16 protein-coding genes are annotated in these 16,453 nt (G+C 66.6%); 8 read left to right on the top strand and 8 right to left on the bottom strand.

The window, feature by feature from the left end; all coding sequences use genetic code 11:
- The first annotated feature begins 7 nt into the window (after positions 1–7).
- Positions 8–1,306 carry a dicarboxylate/amino acid:cation symporter gene (locus LQ954_RS09630; RefSeq protein WP_231022894.1) on the top strand — a complete coding sequence of 433 codons (1,299 nt, stop codon included), beginning with the start codon at positions 8–10 and terminating at the stop codon, positions 1,304–1,306.
- A gap of 23 nt (positions 1,307–1,329) precedes the next feature.
- Here LQ954_RS09630 and LQ954_RS09625 read toward each other — a convergent pair whose 3' ends face one another.
- The 7 genes from LQ954_RS09625 to LQ954_RS09595 form a co-directional block, all read right to left on the bottom strand.
- On the bottom strand, positions 1,330–2,991 hold the full coding sequence (locus tag LQ954_RS09625; protein ID WP_231022893.1) for an ATP-binding protein: 1,662 nt from the start codon (positions 2,989–2,991) through the stop codon (positions 1,330–1,332).
- A 91-nt stretch (positions 2,992–3,082) separates the two neighbouring features.
- Positions 3,083–3,841 (bottom strand): TIGR02186 family protein, encoded by a 759-nt coding sequence (locus tag LQ954_RS09620; protein ID WP_227771803.1) that lies wholly within the window; start codon positions 3,839–3,841, stop codon positions 3,083–3,085.
- Complete coding sequence (locus LQ954_RS09615; RefSeq protein ID WP_231022892.1) at positions 3,838–4,752, bottom strand: sulfite exporter TauE/SafE family protein; 915 nt, start codon at positions 4,750–4,752, stop codon at positions 3,838–3,840. Before LQ954_RS09615 ends, LQ954_RS09620 begins: the two co-directional genes overlap by 4 nt.
- A gap of 46 nt (positions 4,753–4,798) precedes the next feature.
- A complete protein-coding gene (locus LQ954_RS09610) occupies positions 4,799–5,395 on the bottom strand; it encodes a hypothetical protein (RefSeq protein ID WP_231022891.1) in 597 nt (198 codons plus the stop codon).
- A 458-nt stretch (positions 5,396–5,853) separates the two neighbouring features.
- The gene (locus tag LQ954_RS09605) at positions 5,854–7,233 is read right to left on the bottom strand and encodes a glycosyl transferase family protein (RefSeq protein WP_231022890.1); all 1,380 of its coding nucleotides are present in this window, start codon (positions 7,231–7,233) and stop codon (positions 5,854–5,856) included.
- A 276-nt stretch (positions 7,234–7,509) separates the two neighbouring features.
- Complete coding sequence (locus LQ954_RS09600; protein ID WP_231022889.1) at positions 7,510–8,016, bottom strand: RcnB family protein; 507 nt, start codon at positions 8,014–8,016, stop codon at positions 7,510–7,512.
- Between the two features lie 160 nt (positions 8,017–8,176).
- Entirely contained in the window at positions 8,177–8,638 is a 462-nt protein-coding gene (locus LQ954_RS09595) for an outer membrane protein assembly factor BamE (RefSeq protein WP_227771808.1), read from the bottom strand.
- A gap of 108 nt (positions 8,639–8,746) precedes the next feature.
- Here LQ954_RS09595 and LQ954_RS09590 point away from each other — a divergent pair, with 108 nt between their 5' ends.
- Together LQ954_RS09590 and LQ954_RS09585 are read left to right on the top strand one after the other, a co-directional pair.
- Complete coding sequence (locus LQ954_RS09590) at positions 8,747–9,265, top strand: ubiquinol-cytochrome C chaperone family protein (RefSeq protein ID WP_231022888.1); 519 nt, start codon at positions 8,747–8,749, stop codon at positions 9,263–9,265.
- Positions 9,262–9,780, top strand: a complete 519-nt coding sequence (locus LQ954_RS09585) for a YceD family protein (protein ID WP_227771810.1) — start codon at positions 9,262–9,264, stop codon at positions 9,778–9,780. Before LQ954_RS09590 ends, LQ954_RS09585 begins: the two co-directional genes overlap by 4 nt.
- A gap of 129 nt (positions 9,781–9,909) precedes the next feature.
- Here LQ954_RS09585 and LQ954_RS09580 read toward each other — a convergent pair whose 3' ends face one another.
- Complete coding sequence (locus LQ954_RS09580; protein ID WP_231022887.1) at positions 9,910–11,562, bottom strand: thiamine pyrophosphate-binding protein; 1,653 nt, start codon at positions 11,560–11,562, stop codon at positions 9,910–9,912.
- A 151-nt stretch (positions 11,563–11,713) separates the two neighbouring features.
- On the opposite strand from LQ954_RS09580, the gene LQ954_RS09575 reads away from it, so the two are divergent.
- The 5 genes from LQ954_RS09575 (at position 11,714) to leuC (ending at position 16,440) form a co-directional block, all read left to right on the top strand.
- Entirely contained in the window at positions 11,714–12,634 is a 921-nt protein-coding gene (locus LQ954_RS09575; protein WP_231022886.1) for an SMP-30/gluconolactonase/LRE family protein, read from the top strand.
- 106 nt (positions 12,635–12,740) lie between these two features.
- Entirely contained in the window at positions 12,741–13,391 is a 651-nt protein-coding gene (locus LQ954_RS09570; RefSeq protein WP_227771813.1) for an HAD-IA family hydrolase, read from the top strand.
- A gap of 105 nt (positions 13,392–13,496) precedes the next feature.
- Positions 13,497–14,204: a CoA transferase subunit A gene (locus LQ954_RS09565; RefSeq protein ID WP_231022885.1), complete on the top strand. Its 708-nt coding sequence runs from the start codon at positions 13,497–13,499 to the stop codon at positions 14,202–14,204.
- Entirely contained in the window at positions 14,204–14,863 is a 660-nt protein-coding gene (locus LQ954_RS09560; protein WP_227771815.1) for a 3-oxoacid CoA-transferase subunit B, read from the top strand. Before LQ954_RS09565 ends, LQ954_RS09560 begins: the two co-directional genes overlap by 1 nt.
- 140 nt (positions 14,864–15,003) lie before the next feature.
- Positions 15,004–16,440 (top strand): 3-isopropylmalate dehydratase large subunit, encoded by a 1,437-nt coding sequence (leuC, locus tag LQ954_RS09555; protein WP_231022884.1) that lies wholly within the window; start codon positions 15,004–15,006, stop codon positions 16,438–16,440.
- Positions 16,441–16,453 lie beyond the last annotated feature (13 nt).

The raw sequence follows: 16,453 nt of genomic DNA, 5'->3' as shown, positions 1-16,453 counted from the left end.
GCGCCGCATGAACGATACGGCGCCGACACGATTCCCCCTGCACCTCCAGATGCTGGCCGGTTTCGCCATCGGCCTGATCGGCGGCCTGATCGTGAAGCTCACCGCTGGCGACGCTGGCTGGGTGGAGGACATCACCACCTATGTCACCGGCCCGATCGGGCAGATCTTCCTTCGCCTCCTGTTCATGCTGGTCATCCCGCTGCTCTTCGCGGCGCTCGTCACCGGCGTGGCGGAGATGGGGGACATTGCCGCGCTGCGCCGGGTCGGGATCCGCACGCTGATCTTCACGATCATCCTGTCGGGCCTGTCGGTCGCGATCGGTCTGGCGCTGGTCAATCTGGTGCGTCCGGGCGAGGGCGTGGATCCGGCCATGGCGCGCGAGTTGCTGGCACAGGCGGGCGAAGGCGCCGCCTCGATCGTCCAGAAATCGCGCGAGGCGCCCGGCGCGCTCGATTCGGTGCTCGGCATCATCCCCGCCAACGTGATCCGCGCCGCGGCGGACGATGACATTTTGGCGGTGATGTTCTTCGCCCTCGCCTTTGGCATCGGCATCGTACTTGCCCGTTCGGAAAAGACCGAAGCGCTGCAAAATGCGATCGAGGGTCTGCTTGAGGTGACGATGACGCTGATCGGCTATGTCATCCGTCTCGCCCCGATTGCCGTCGCCTGCTTCATGTTCAACCTGGCCGCGCTGTTCGGGGCGGATATCCTGGTGCGGCTCGGCGCCTACATGGCCACCGTATTGGGTGCGCTGCTGATCCAGCTCGTCATCGTTTATTCGCTGGGCGTGTGGCTTGCCGCCGGCATGAGCCCGCTCGCCTTCTTTCGCGGCAGCCAGGAAGCGATGGTGATGGCCTTCTCCACCGCGTCGTCGAACGCGACCCTGCCGACCAGCCTGCGAATCGCGGAAAGCGAATTAGGACTGCCCCGCCGCGTCGCCCGCTTCGTTCTCACCATCGGCGCGACCGCGAACCAGAACGGCACCGCGATTTTCGAAGGCGTGACTGTCATCTTCCTCGCGCAGTTCTTCGGCGTTGAGCTCGGGCTCCTGCAGCAGCTCACCGTGATGCTCGTCTGCATCCTGGGCGGGGTCGGCACGGCCGGTGTGCCCGCGGGATCGCTGCCGGTGGTGGCGATCATCCTTGGCATGGTCGGGGTGCCGCCAACCGCCATCGGCCTGGTGCTTGGGGTCGACCGGCTGCTCGACATGTGCCGCACCGCCCTGAACGTCACCGGCGATCTCGCCATCGCTACCATGGTTGCCGGTCGGGACCACCCGCCCGCACCGGCAACCCGAAGCGCTTAGCCGCCGGCGTCAGCCCTCGCGCGTCACCGCCCCTGCGCCCGCCACTTCTGGATGGTGCGCTGGATGATCTCGTCCTCATGCCCGACGTCGCGCCACAATTGCGAGAAGACGGGATCAGCCGACGCAGGGCGCTTCGCCTCTTCCAGTCGGTCAAAGGCGACTCGGATCGGGATCGCCACGCCCTCGCCGCAGATGATGCATTCCTGATTGCGCAGCGCGGGGATGGAGTCGAGGAAGCCGCGCGCACCCTCCGGCATCGCCGCCCGCACGAAGGCCTGGTCGCGATCGTTGTTCAGCCGCATGGCGATGATCGTGCCGCATTGCGACAGCACGCCTTCCGCCAGGTCGGACGGCCGCTGCGTGATCAACCCCAGCGACACGCCGTATTTACGCCCTTCCTTGGCGATCCGGCTCAGGATGCGGCCCACCGAAGAGCCATCTTCGCTGCGTGGAATGTAGCGATGCGCTTCCTCGCAGACGAGCAGGATCGGCCGCTGCGGCTCGTTGCGTGACCAGATCGCGAAGTCGAACACCATGCGGCTGAGCACCGCGACGACCACGGACGTGATCTCGTTCGGCACGCCCGACACGTCGATGATCGAGATCGGGCGCCCATCGCCCGGCAGGCGAAAGACGCGACGGATGAAGTCCCCCATCGTATCCGCCACCAGCATGCCCGAGAACATGAAGCTGTAGCGCGGATCGGCCCGGATCTCGTCGATCTTGGTCTTGAGCCGCAGATAGGGCGCCGTGTTGGACGCCTTGTCCATCTTGCCCATTTCCAGCTGGATCAGGTTCGTCAGGTCGCTGAGCAGATAGGGGACGGGCGCATCCACCGTCAGCTTGGGGATCTCGCTGCCAACGCGGCTCTTGGCGCGGGCGGCGAGCAGGCATTTGGCCAGGATGTCCGCGTCGACCTGCCGCTCTGCCCCCTGCGTGGTCAGGAACACTTCGCAATGTTCCTCGAAGTTCATCAGCCAATACGGCATCTGAAGGTTCGAAACGTCATAGATCGCCCCGTTGGTACGGAACGCCGCGGCATATTCCCCATGGGGATCAATCATCACCACATGGCCTTGCGGCGCCAGCTCGCAGATCCGGTGCAGGATCAGCGCAGCCGACGTCGACTTGCCAGTGCCGGTGGAGCCGAGCAGCGCGAAATGCTTGCCCAGCATCGCATCGACATACAAAGCGGCGCGAATATCATTGGCGGGATAGACGCTGCCGATCTCCACATGGGCACGTCCCTCCGCGGCATAGACCTGCCGCAGGTCAGCACTGGAAATGGGGTAAACCTCCGCGCCGGGCGTCGGATAGCGAGTCACGCCGCGCCGGAACTGGTATAATTTGCCCGTCAGTTTCTCTTCATCGCCCTCGCCCAGGAAGTCGATGGAGGCGACGATCCGACCGGTGTTGAAATCCTCGAGCCGCAGCGATCGGATGTTGGCAATCAGCCAGGATGCACCGACCCTCACCTTGATCTGCCCGCCCACCTGGCCACCACTGGCGATTACCGGGTCAGCATGGCCGGCAAGCCCCGCAAGCGCTGCGGAATCGAACAGGACCTGGCTGGACGAACCGGCGATTTCCACCACAACGCCGATCGGTTCCAGGTCGATCGGCCGGCGCGCCTGCGCAGCAGCAATCGCCTGCTCGAACGCCTGCGGCGTCGGCATTTCACTCATGGTGGGTTCCTGCGGCCTTTCCCATCCCCTCTGGTTTAGAGCCGAAGCGTAAACAGACGGTGATTGGCGATTTGGCCGGTCTTTCGGTGAGTTACACGCGCTGTGCGAGCCGCCCGGCGCCCCAGCCCAGCAGAACGGACATGGCAACCGCGACCAGCCCGTAAGGGATGGCGTTGCGCTCCGCCGCGCGCGCGACATAGCGTTCGAAGCCGGCCTTCTCGACGGTGATTTCGCGGACCGCCGCCGCCAGCACCTTGCCGTCGCGGATCAGGAACGTCTCTGCGGTAAACTGCCCCACCGGGACGCGTGCGGGAATGCTGACGCGGGCGCGGTACAGCACGCCTTCGGTGATCTCCACCGCACCGGGCGCTTCGACGTAAAGCCCGGCCCGGCGCCGCAGGTCCACCAGGCCGCGCGCGAACCGGTCCTGCACGGTCGGCGCCGCGGACGAGGCTGGCGAAAGCTGAAGGCTGTCCAGCCCCAGTTCGTAGATTGCACGGGTACGATCATCGACGATCCGCTTGATCGGCCGCGACGAGGCGATCGCATAGAAACTGGGCGCCGAACGATAACGCAGCGCCTGCGCGTTCACCCACACGCCGGCCAGTTTTTCCTTCTCGCGAACCGTGATCGACTGGACCGGCCCCTTCACCACCACGACCAGATCGGTCGCATGTTCGTCATCCGGCAGTTTGCCGCCGGGATAAAGGATCGCCCCGAACAACAGGAGCTCGGCACCGGTAAAGCTATAGGCGATACGGATTTCGCGCTGCGACACATCGGGCACCAGCACCGGCTTCGCCTGGGCGAGCAGCAACGGGGCCGCCAGGATCAACGCGATTCGCTTCACGACAGCTCGATCGAGTAGATTTCGTCGGGTCGCCAGCCCAGCCCCAGCGCGATGCGCCCCGCCACCAGCAGCACCATCAGCGCCAGTGCCAGCCGCAGATATTCCGGCCGGGCCTTTGCCGCGAAGCGAGCCCCGACCTGTGCGCCGATCACCGAGCCGATCAGCAGCAGCCCGGCCAGCACGATGTCCACCGCCTTGGTCGTCACGGCATGCACCATGGTGGCGGCGGCGGTAACGAACAGGATCTGAAACAGCGAGGTACCCACCACCACCTGCGTGGCCATGCCCAAAAGGTAGATCATCGCCGGCACCAGCACGAATCCGCCACCCACGCCCAGCAGGATGGTGAGAATGCCCGTACCGAAGCCCAGCAACAGCGGCGCGAGCGGCGAGATATACAGGCCCGAGCGGTAGAATCGCATCCTGAACGGCAGCGAGGCGACGAGCGGGTGGTGCCGCCGGCGCCGTGGCGGCGCGGCCCGCCGCCCGCGGGTGACGGCTATCGCTTCCAGCGATTCCTTCAGCATCAGCCCGCCGATGGACGCGAGCAGCAGGACGTAGGTGATTGCGATCGCCGTATCGATCTGGCCGGACGCTTGCAGCAGGCGGAACAGCCACGCACCGAACAGCGAGCCCAGCACGCCGCCGATCACCATCACCCCGCCCATCTTCACGTCGACACCGCCGCGCCGGTAATAAGCGGACACGCCCGAAATACTCGCGCCGGTCACCTGGCTGGCGGCCGAGGCGGCCGCTACCGTGGGCGGGATCCCGTACACGATCAGCAGCGGGGTGGTGAGAAAGCCGCCGCCGACGCCGAACATGCCGGACAGGAGCCCGACTCCACCGCCCAGGGCGATGATCACGAGCGCGTTGACCGAGAGGTTCGCGATCGGGAGGTACAGATCCATTCCCCTCCCGATATGCCGATCGGGCGCGGCGCGGAAGCGCCTGCGGTCAGAAATCGGTGCCGATCGACAAGGCAGGTCCGGAGGCCGGCGCTGCCCGGCCGGCCAGCCGCTGCCGCCATTCGAGCGACAGCCGCAGGCTCACCTTCGCAATCGGCAGCACGGCGCTCGCGGTCGGCCCGGCGTCGAGTCGCGCCGCCCGCCGCTGCGCACCGCCCCACGCGCCGATCCCAAGGTCCAATCGAGCGGCGCCGACTTGCGCGACGGTGCGGGACAGGCGCACCGCGCCGTCAACGAAGCCCTCGGCGCCATCGCGGGCGATCACGCCGGCCTGGGCATAGCCGTCCAGCATCATCGGGCCGGCCACGCTGGTCGGCCCGAATCCCCCGATGAGCCCGACCGAGGGTCCGCCACGCGCCTGCTCGATGCCGACGCGCTGTTCGGCGATCACGTGCACCGGCAAGCGCGTCGGCTGCCAGTCCAGCCCGATCGCCGCTTCCCGCTGTCGGCCGCGAAGCGCGGTGGAGAACCGGCCCGCCACCGCCAGCCGAGCCTCGGAATCAAGCGCATAGGTCAACCGTACACCGGCCTGGCTCCCGCCGAGCTGCGGCACGAACGGGGCCGTCTCGCCACCGCGCACGATCATCCAGCCGCTTCCGCGAAGGCGCGACCCAGCAGATGGTCGAGCAAGCGGCGCGCCCGGTATCGCGGACGGCGGGCTAGCCTGAGATACGAAACCGGCGTTCCCCGGCCGTGGTCCCGCTTGCACGCCCACGGCATCATGGAGCGCGCTCGCGGCTTGCGAAGTCCCTGCCGCGCTCGGCCGAACAGGCGTGGTATGGAATGTCGGCCAAGGTCGCTGCGCCCTGTGCCGACCAACGGCCACGCGCGATCCATCCAGACGCGACAACGCCACGGGGCGGCGCGTCGGACTGCGCTGGTCCGCCACTTTGCCGGAGTGCCCCGGACGCTCGACCACGGCCGAAGGTCTCAGCCTCTCGGCCGCCCGGATCGAGTCGTCGACTGGCCACAACTGAAACACGCGCATTCCCACCCAGAGCGCGAGAAGGCTCACCAGGAACCGAAGCGGCCGGCCGCTCCCGCTCACAGCGGCGTCGCCTCGCCTGGAAAGACATGGGTCGTCTTGTCCCAGTGCGGCGGCGCACCCGTCAGCAGCCGGGCATATTGGCCCGCCGCTCGGATCGCGGCGAACATCGCGATCAGATTGCCGATCACCGCGCGCGGCAGCGACCAGAGCGCCTCCCGCCACCCATAAGCGCGCCCCGTGGATGCTGCCCGCCAGGCAAGCCGCCACACCAGCAAGCCGGCATTGACGTTGAGGATCGCCTGCAGCCCTCGATCGACGGGGGGCGTCGGCAGGCCCGTGGCAAGATGAACCACCGCCGACAGCCCCCAGCCGACCGACGCCAGATAAGCGGCGGCAAGCACGATCACGGCAATCGGCGCACGCCGGTCGCGCATCCGCATCCAATGGTCCGCAAGGTGCGTCGCGCGCGCCCAGCCGATCCGGTCCCAGCCGGCGAGCGCAATGCCCGTCATCCAGCGGCCCTTCTGCCGAACGGCGTCCGTCAAGGTCGACGGGAAGAAGGCGCGAACCGCCACCAGCTCTCCGTCGACATCTTCCACCCGCGCGAAGCACGCCGCATAGCCGAGCGCTCCCGCGCGCAGGCCCAGCTCATAATCCTCGGTCAGGCTGTTCTGATCGAACGGAGCACCATGGGCATCGGCAAGCGCTTCCAACACCTCAACGGCTATCGCGCAGCCGACCCCGGACAGCGGAAGGCCAGCCCCCAATGCGGCGCGCAGCACCATCTGGCGCCCGTGCGAATCGGCGAACTCATCGGCGTAATGGCCCGACACCAGCCGCGCCTCCCGATCGATCAACGGCAGCACTGGGATCTGCACCAGCGGGTGCTGGTCGATCAGTGCATCGAAAACGCGCAGCTCGGCGGGATGCACGACATCTTCGGCATCATGGAGGACCACCGCACGCGTCCGCTCGCCCGACGCGACGTCATCGCGCCGCATCGCACGCCACATCGTGTTGAGATTGTCCGCCTTGGTCGTTGGCCCCGGCCGCGACCCGATCACCGGGCGCACCCTTGGATCGCGTTCCGCCACGGCCACGACCGCGTCGATGGTCGCCCGGTCATTGGGATAGCAGCCGACGTAGATGCGAAAGTGCGGGTGCGCGTATCGGGCGAGTGCCGTTCGCAGCATGGCGCCGATTACCAGCGCCTCGTCCCACACCGGTACGAAGATCGCCAGCCCGCCAGGCTGTTCGGCGGCAGCCGCGGGCAGGCTGCTGATCGGCCGCCGCGTGGTGCCATGGCGCAGCCGGTGCGACAGCCACGCAAGGTCGACGACCAGATCGCCGATCCCGCCGACCAGAAAGCCGACAGCCGCAAACAACGTCAGCTCGCGCACAAGTGCGTCGAGCCCCGTCAAGACGAGTCCCCCCATTGCCAACCAGCCCCCCGATCCGGCGCGGCCAACCTTCCTTATCGAAAGGTGTCGAACAATGTTTTACGGACTAACCTGAGTTAAGCGTTCAATTTGGTGACGGTCGGGCGAACCAAATTGGGACATGCGCGTTCGGCCGCTTAGTCCCACCCCCTTTCGGGACTAGTGCCGGAACCCAAGCCAGGCACCGGCCGCGTCGTGTGTAGCAGCGGCGCGGCCGCTCTGGTCGGCACATAACGGGCCGGGCGATCACTCGCCCGGCCCGCTTTTCACTGGTTACCAGTAGAAGTTGCGGATCACGTCCAGCACGATGCCGCGACGGTAATCGACGAGCACGACGTCGTTATAGTGGCGGATCCAGCGCGCATTCGCACGGGCCGGAGGCAGACGGTAACGCCACGGGTCGCTGATCCAGTAACGCTGGCCGTAATAGGTCGGCGCAATGCGCACACCCGGTCGCCAGCTGTTGTAACGGAACGGCGCCCGCCAGTTGCCGCGCGAATACAGCGCCCGGTTCTGCGAACGATAAGATTGCCAGTCGTTCCGACCCCAGCGGCGGTCGCGATCGCGCAGGTCCTCGCGGTATTCGCGGCGGGCATCGCGCAGTTCGCGGCGCTCCTCACGGACATCGCGCCAATCGCCGCGGCGCTGCGCCTCACGAACGTCGCGGCGCTCCTCGCGGATTTCCTGCCGGTCACGGCGCAGTTCGCCATAGGATTGGGCCGTGGCGACGCCCGGGATCACTGTGGCTGCCATCAGCGCGGAAATGATCAAGTTACGCATGATCTGAAACCTCCATCCATGTGGCACGACACCGAACCGGACGCCGCACCGTGAGTGGAGATATGCTCCGATTCGCCTGAACCGCCGGGGAATGCATCAGTCAGCCAGCAGAAAGGATCGTGACGTAGGCGTCACGTCCCTTCGCCGGTGAGTTTTGCGCTTACGGGCGGGTTCCGCCCGCGCCGCCGCCCGCCCCTGCCGCGCCAACGGTGCCGATATTGCCGAACAGATCGGCAAAGAAGCCGCGCTCGCGTCCCAGCGTCGGCGTGGTGCGCTTCGCCGGGCTGATCGAGGCGACCTGCTCCGCGCCCCATTTGCGGATCGCGGAAACATTGCCGGCCTGATCGAAACTGATCTGAACCGTCACCTGCTCGCGCACCTTGGGGGTGTTGAACGCATAGTTGCGGCTGTCGCGCGACACATAATACCAATCGCCCTGATTGAACTGGGCCGCGAAGCTCGGCTGGCCGAGCGTCGCCAGTACCGACTGGCGGGTATCAACCCCCGGCTGCACGGCATTCAGCAGGTCCGCGTCGACGATATAGCCCTGATGCGAGCGCAGCGGCGCGCAGGCCGACGCGGCAACCGCCATGGCCGCAGCGATCAGGAGGGGAAAACGCATGGCTACTCCGCAAATGGCGTGGGGCATACGGCGCGCCGTTGCGCCGCCGGCCAATCCCCTCAATATGCGGGGCAGACACTCGACACAAGCACGACAGGCAAGACGATCTTGGGACTTCTTGAACGATTCCGCCGGCGCGACCGTGAAGCTGCGGCTCCGCTTTATGCGGCGGTGGTTGCAAAGGCACGCGAGCCGCACTGGTATTTGGATGGCGGCGTGCCGGACACGCTGGATGGCCGGTTCGACATGGTGGCGGCGGTGCTCGCCATGGTGATGCTGCGCATCGAGGCCGAGCCGCCGGGGGACATGGCCGCCGCGACGCTGGCAACCGACGTTACCGAGCGGTTCGTCGATGACATGGACGCGCAGGTGCGCCAGATCGGCTTTGGGGACATCGTGGTCGGCAAGCATGTCGGGCGCATGATGGGCATGCTGGGGGGGCGGCTCGGCGCCTATCGTACCGCGATCGCCACCGGCGACCTCAGCGAGCCCCTGATCCGCAACCTCTGGCGCGGCAATGCGCCGGCGGCGGAGGCTTCTTCCTATGTCAGCGCGCAGTTGCAGCGTTTCCATGCCTCGCTGCAGGATGTGTCGCTGGCCGATCTGCGTGAAGGACGTCTGGCATGACTCCCGAATTCTCGCGCCCCATCCGTATCGACACCATCGGCGAAGGCGAGCGTAGCGAAACGATCGAGGCGAGCGATACCGAACGCGCCGCGCTTGCCCAGCGCTTCGGCCTGCTCGGGATTGAGCGGCTGAGCGGCAATTTCGTGCTGCGGCGGGATGCTGCGGGCGTGTTGGTCAGCGGCCGCGTCCTGGCCACGGCCACTCAGGCCTGCTCGATCACCGGCGAGTCACTTCCCGCCGCCGTCGATGAGGAAGCGCGCCTGCGCTTCGTCGACGATCTCGGCGGCGGCGAGGAGGTGGAGCTCGACGACGCAGACATTGACGTGCTGCCGCTCGAAGGGGCCGCCATCGATCTCGGCGAAGTCGCTGCCGAAACCCTCGCCCTCTCGCTCGATCCCTTCCCGCGCGGTCCGAATGCGGAGGCGGCGCTGAAGGAAGCCGGCGTGCTCAGCGAGGGCGAAGCGGGCCCGTTCGGCGCACTGGCGGGGCTCAAGGAAAAGCTTGCGAGAAAATAGCGCCTAGGGCGCGCTCTGCCGATCCGCCCGGATGACAAGGGCCGCCGCCTGCTTCACTCCCCGGCCCGGACGTGATCCGGGCCTCGCGTGGTCGCGGCCGGCAGTCCTCACTCCGGCCGCGAGGCGATCCTAGCGCCGGTTCCGTATCGCGCTCAGCGTCGTTCCCGCGGTGATCTGCTCCACGTCGGTCTTGAGGTGGAGCAGGCGGACGCCCTTTTCATTCATGGCGCGGGCCAGTGCCGGCGCAAAATCGTCGGTCCGCTCGACCGTCTCGGCCCAGGCACCAAAAGCGCGCGCCAGCAACGCGAAATCCGGGTTCACCAGGCGCGTGGCCGATTGCCGCTCCGGGAACTCCCGCTCCTGATGCATGCGGATCGTGCCATAGGTGCCGTTGTCGACCACGATGACGAGCATGTCGCAGCCGTGCTGGATCGCGGTTGCCAGTTCCTGCCCGTTCATCAGGAAATCGCCGTCGCCTGCCACGGCAACCACCGTGCGGTCCGGGCGGCGAAGCGAGGCGGCCACGGCGGCGGGCACGCCATAGCCCATCGCCCCGGCGGTCGGCGCCAATTGGGTGCCCGGCCCGGCATAGGGCCAGTAACGATGCCACCAGCCGGAGAAATTGCCGGCGCCGTTGCAGATGATCGTGTCCGCCGGCAGCGCGGCGCGCATCGCCATCACGCAGGGGCCGAGGTCCAGCGTTACACCGGGACGCTCGTTTGGCGTCGCCCAGGCGCAATAATCGTCATGCGCCTCCAGATCGTGGGAGCGGCTTGGCCCGTCCACCAGCGCCAGCGCCTCGCCAAATTCCGCCATGGACGCGCAGATCGCCAGATCGGTGCGATAGGTCATGCCAAGCTCGGTCGGATCGGGATGGACATGCACCAGCCGCTGTCCGGGATGATCCGGCGTGATCAGCGTGTAACCGTCGGTGGTCGCCTCGCCCAGCCGCGCACCAATCACCAACAGCAGATCGGCCGCCTTTACCCGGTCGACCAGCGCCGGGTTCGGGCCATAGCCCAGGTTACCGGCATAGGCCGGGCAATCGTTGGGAACGGCATCCTGCCGGCGGAACGCCGCCACCAACGGCACGCCGGCGCGATCGCCCCAGGCAGCGACGTCCTGCCCGGCGGCCGCGTCCCAGCCGGCGCCGCCGATGATCGCCACCGGGCGCTCGGCCGTTGCCAGCAGGTCGGCAAGTTGCTCCATGGCGTCGGGGTCTGGCGCTTGTCCCACCCGCTCCACCCGCGGCCGGTCGACCGCCTCAACCTCGTCGAGCAGCATGTCTTCGGGCAGGGCCAGTACCACCGGGCCCGGCCGCCCGTTCATGGCAGTGGCATAGGCGCGCGCGACATATTCCGGAATGCGGCGCGCGTCGTCGATCCTGGCCGCCCATTTGGCGATAGGTCCGAACATGGCGGCAAAATCCACTTCTTGGAACGCCTCACGATCCCGCGTGCCGCGGTCGACGTCGCCGATGAACAGGATCATCGGCTGCGAATCCTGCATCGCTACATGAACGCCGATCGCCGCGTTGGTCGCTCCCGGCCCGCGGGTGACGAAGGCGATGCCGGGACGATGCACCAACGCGCCATCGGCACAGGCCATGAAGGCCACCCCGCCTTCCTGCCGGCACGTGACCACCTCGATCTCCGGCGTATCCACCAGTGCGTCGAGCACGGCGAGGAAGCTTTCGCCCGGTACGGTGAAGATACGATCGCAACCTTGTGCGACGAGCTGATCGACCAGAATGCGGCCGCCGGTGCGGGTGGGTGTCTCCATGTCTGGGTGTGTAGAGCGACGAAGCGGCAAGGGAAACCGCCAACGCTCGACGGGCTGCCCGCCGGGCTCCGCGCCGGAGCAGCTTCGCAATCCCCTTGCTAAGCCAATCGCCTTAGACAATCCTTCGCCGCAAAATAGCTGGGAGAGGATGATGGCGGATTTCGAGCTGGTCGCAGACGGGCTGCGCTTTCCGGAAGGGCCCGTGATGATGCCCGATGGCAGCATCATGCTGGTGGAAATCGAGCCGGGCCGCATCACCCGGGTCACGCCCGATGGCCGCAAGGAAACCGTGGCTGAGCCCGGCGGCGGCCCGAACGGCCTCGCGCTTGGGCCCGACGGAATGCTCTATTGCTGCAACAACGGCGGCTTCGACTGGCACGAGAACAGCGGAATGCTCTCGCCGGGCGGCATCGCTTCCAACTATTCGGGCGGGCGCATCGAACGGATCGACCCGGCGACGGGCAAGGTCGAGGTGCTCTACAAATCGGGCGACTTCGGCTGCGTGCTGCGCGGCCCCAACGATCTCGTGTTCGATGCGCATGGCGGCTTCTGGTTCACCGATCACGGCAAGATGGATTATGCCAAGCGCATCCACGACGTCGTCGGCATCTTCTACGCCAAGGCGGACGGCAGCCACCTGGAAGAAGTGATCTTCCCCTCCAACAACCCCAATGGCTGCGGCCTCTCCCCCGATGGGAAGACGCTTTATGCCGCGGAAACCTACACCTGCCGCCTGATGAAGTTTGACGTGACCGCGCCGGGCAAGGTCGATGATTCCGCTGGCGTCGGCGGCGCCGGGACGCCGGTCTATCGCCCTGCCGGCTGGAAGTTCTTCGATTCGCTGGCGGTGGAGGCTTCCGGCAACATCTGCGTCGCGACGATCGGCGAATGCGGCATCAGCGTGATCTCGCCGGAGGGGGAACTGGTCGAATTCGTCGCCACCGACGACATCTTCACCACCAACATCTGCTTCGGCGGCGATGACATGCGTGACGCGTATCTCACCCTGTCGGGCACCGGCCGTTTGGTGAAGACGCGCTGGAACCGCCCCGGCCTGAAGCTGGAATATTGACCTGCGCTCGCCCCCGGCCGACGTGCCGGGGGCCCGCTGCCTCCCCCGGCGATCCCGGCGCGTCGCCCGTTTGCCTTCTCCGTTCGGCCCGTTAAGGACCATCCCCATGCGTGATACCGTCATTTTCGATTTCGGCGGGGTGGTCACCTCGTCACCGTTCGAGGCGTTCAACCGGCTGGAGCGCGAGCGCGGGCTTCCGCACGATCTGATCCGCCGGATCAACGCGTCCAACCCGGACGACAACGCCTGGGCATTGTTCGAACGTGCCGAGATCGACGCCGCCGGCTTCGACACGCAATTTGCCGAGGAGGCGCGCGTGCTCGGTCATGAGCTGCGCGGCGAGGACGTGCTCTCGCTCCTTTCCGGCGACATCCGCCCGCGCATGGTGCACGCGCTGGATTGGCTGAAGACCAACGGCTACCGCCTCGGCTGCATCACCAACAACGTGCCCGCTGGCGAAGGCGCTGGCATGTCGCGCAGCGCGGAAAAGGCCGCCAAGGTCGCCGCCGTGATGGAGCGGTTCGATCACGTCATCGAATCGAGCAAGATCGGCATCCGCAAGCCCGATCCGCGCATCTACGAACTGATGCTGACCACCTTGGGCAAGCCTGCCGCAAACTGCGTCTACCTCGATGACCTCGGCATCAACTGCAAGCCGGCCGCCGCGCTCGGCATGCACGCGATCAAGGTGACGGGAGAGGCGCAGGCGCTCGATGCGCTCGCCGATGCGCTGGGGGTCGAGCGCGGGACGTTCTGACCCGCCGCCCCCGATCAGCTGAAGCGCCCACTGCCCGGCAGATCGGTTGCCCGCATCGCGCGTGATCGCTAACTCGTATCGTTCGATACGACAGAAGGCGCACGCATGAACAAGCTCTATCCGGACGCCGCCGCGGCGCTCGACGGGTTGCTTCACGACGGAATGCTGATCTGCGCGGGCGGCTTTGGCCTGTGCGGCATTCCGGAACGGCTGATCGATGCCATTCAGGCGTCGGGCGTGAAGAACCTGACGATCGCCAGCAACAATGCCGGCATCGATGGTGAAGGGCTCGGCAAGCTGCTGCGCACGCACCAGGTGAAGAAGATGATCTCGTCCTATGTCGGCGAGAACAAGGAATTCGAGCGCCAGTATCTGTCCGGCGAGCTGGAGGTGGAATTCTGCCCGCAGGGAACGCTCGCGGAACGCTGCCGCGCCGGCGGCGCCGGCATCCCCGGCTTCTACACCAAAACGGGCGTCGGCACCCTGGTTGCCGAGGGCAAGGAAGTGAAGGTGTTCGATGGGGAGGAATATATCCTCGAACGCGGCATCCGCGCCGACCTCAGCATCATCAAGGGCTGGAAGGCGGACGAGAGCGGGAACCTCATCTTCCGCAAGACCGCCCGCAACTTCAATCAACCGATGGCCACCGCTGGCCGGATCTGCGTCGCGGAGGTGGAGGAGGTCGTGCCCGTCGGCACCCTCGATCCCGACGCCATTCACTTGCCCGGCATCTATGTGAGACGAATGATCGTCGGCGCGCCGTACGACAAGAAGATCGAATTCCGCACCACGCGGGCGAGGGAGAACGCGTGATGACCGAGCAGACCAAGGGCTGGGATCGCAACCAGATGGCTGCCCGCGCCGCCAAGGAGCTGCGCGACGGCTATTATGTGAACCTCGGCATCGGCATCCCCACGCTGGTGGCGAACAACATCCCCGCTGGCATGACCGTCACCCTGCAGAGCGAAAACGGCATGCTCGGCATCGGCCCCTTCCCCTATGAGGGCGAGGAGGATGCGGATCTCATCAACGCCGGCAAGCAGACGATCAGCGAGCTTCCCAGCAGCGTCTATTTCGGTTCCGATCAGAGCTTCGCCATGATCCGCGGCGGCCATATCGACCTGACGGTGCTTGGCGCGATGGAAGTGGCTGAAAACGGCGATATCGCCAACTGGATGATCCCGGGCAAGATGATCAAGGGCATGGGCGGCGCCATGGATCTCGTTGCCGGCGTGAAAAAGATCATCGTCGTAATGGAGCATGTCGCGAAGGACGGCAGCCCCAAGTTCATCCCGGCCTGCACCCTGCCGCTGACCGGAAGGAACGTGGTCGACATGATCGTGACCGACCTCGCCGTCTTCCAGCGCCCCGACCACCACAGCGCCTTCCGCCTGATCGAAATGGCGCCTGGCATCACCGCCGACGAAATTGCCGCAAAGACGACCGCGACCTACGAGGTTGCGCTGGGCTGACGCCGCCGGTCCTCTCGGCCCAACGCCGGGAGGACGACGGCCCAGACACCCCTGTAGGCGCGGCACACGCAATCTTTGTACCGCAGAACAGCTTCTACTCTTCCATTTATTGCGCCACCTCGTCTAAGGCGCCCCTCGTTATGGCCAGTCGTCCGCTTACTTTGTACGAAAAGGTCTGGGCCGCCCACGTCGTCGAACGTCGCGACGATGGCACGTGCCTGATCTATATCGATCGCCACCTCGTTCATGAGGTTACCAGCCCGCAGGCTTTCGAGGGGCTTCGCGCCGCTGGCCGCCGCGTGCGCCGGCCGGATCTGACGCTTGCCGTTCCCGATCACAATCTGCCCACCACGCCGCGCGTCGATGCGGCGGGGCGTGAACTGCCGATCGCCGATCCCGAAAGCGCGACGCAATTGTCGGCGCTTCGCCAGAATGTCGCGGAATTCGGCGTGCCCTATATCGATGCGCTCGCCGCCGAGCAGGGCATCGTCCACGTCGTTGGCCCGGAACAGGGCTTCACCCTTCCGGGCACCACCGTCGTTTGCGGCGACAGCCACACCTCGGCGCACGGGGCTCTGGGCGCGCTGGCGTTTGGCATCGGCACTAGCGAGGTAGAGCATGTGCTCGCCACGCAGACGCTGCTGCTCAGCCCGTCAAAGACGATGGAAGTGCGGGTCGAGGGCAAGCTTGGCTTCGGCGTCACGCCAAAGGACGTGATCCTCGCCATCATCGGCCGCATCGGCGCGGCCGGCGGCACCGGCTATGTCATCGAATATACCGGCAACGTCATTCGCGAGATGTCGCTGGAGGGCCGGCTGACGGTCGCCAACATGTCGATCGAGGCCGGCGCGCGTGCCGGCATGATCGCGCCGGACGACACGACGTTCGCTTATATTAAGGATCGCCCCATGGCGCCGAAGGGCGCGGATTGGGACAAGGCGGTCGCCTGGTGGCGCACCCTCGCCACCGATCCGGGCGCGACTTATGATCGGACGGTCCTGATCGACGCCTCGGAGATCGCGCCCGCCCTCACCTGGGGCACCAGCCCGGAGGACGTGGTTTCGATCACCGGAACCGTGCCGGAGCCCGAAAGCTTCGCCGACGCCTCCAAGCGCGAGGCGGCAAAGAAGTCGCTCGATTACATGGGGCTGACGCCCGGCACCCGGCTTCAGGACGTGCCGGTCCAGCATGTCTTTATCGGCTCCTGCACCAACAGCCGGATCGAGGATCTGCGCGCTGCCGCTGCCGTGGCGGACGGCAGGCGCGTTGCCGAAGGCGTGCGCGCAATGGTCGTCCCCGGGTCGGGACTGGTGAAGCGGCAGGCGGAGGCGGAAGGCCTCGACCGCATCTTCACGTCGGCCGGCTTTGAATGGCGGGAGCCCGGCTGTTCGATGTGCCTGGCCATGAACCCGGACAAGGTGCCCCCGGGCGAACGCTGTGCGTCCACTTCCAACCGCAACTTCGTCGGCCGGCAGGGGCCGGGTGCGCGCACCCACTTGCTCTCGCCAGCAATGGCGGCCGCCGCTGCCGTAACCGGGCACCTGGCGGACGTTCGCGAGTTGATGGCAAACGCCTGATCTACGTCGGTCC

It is taken from the genome of Sphingomonas sp. IC-11 (assembly GCF_021043365.1).
Lineage (GTDB): Bacteria > Pseudomonadota > Alphaproteobacteria > Sphingomonadales > Sphingomonadaceae > Sphingomonas.
The sequence above is the reverse complement of the archived record's forward strand: the minus strand, read 5'-3'. Positions and strand labels throughout refer to the sequence as shown.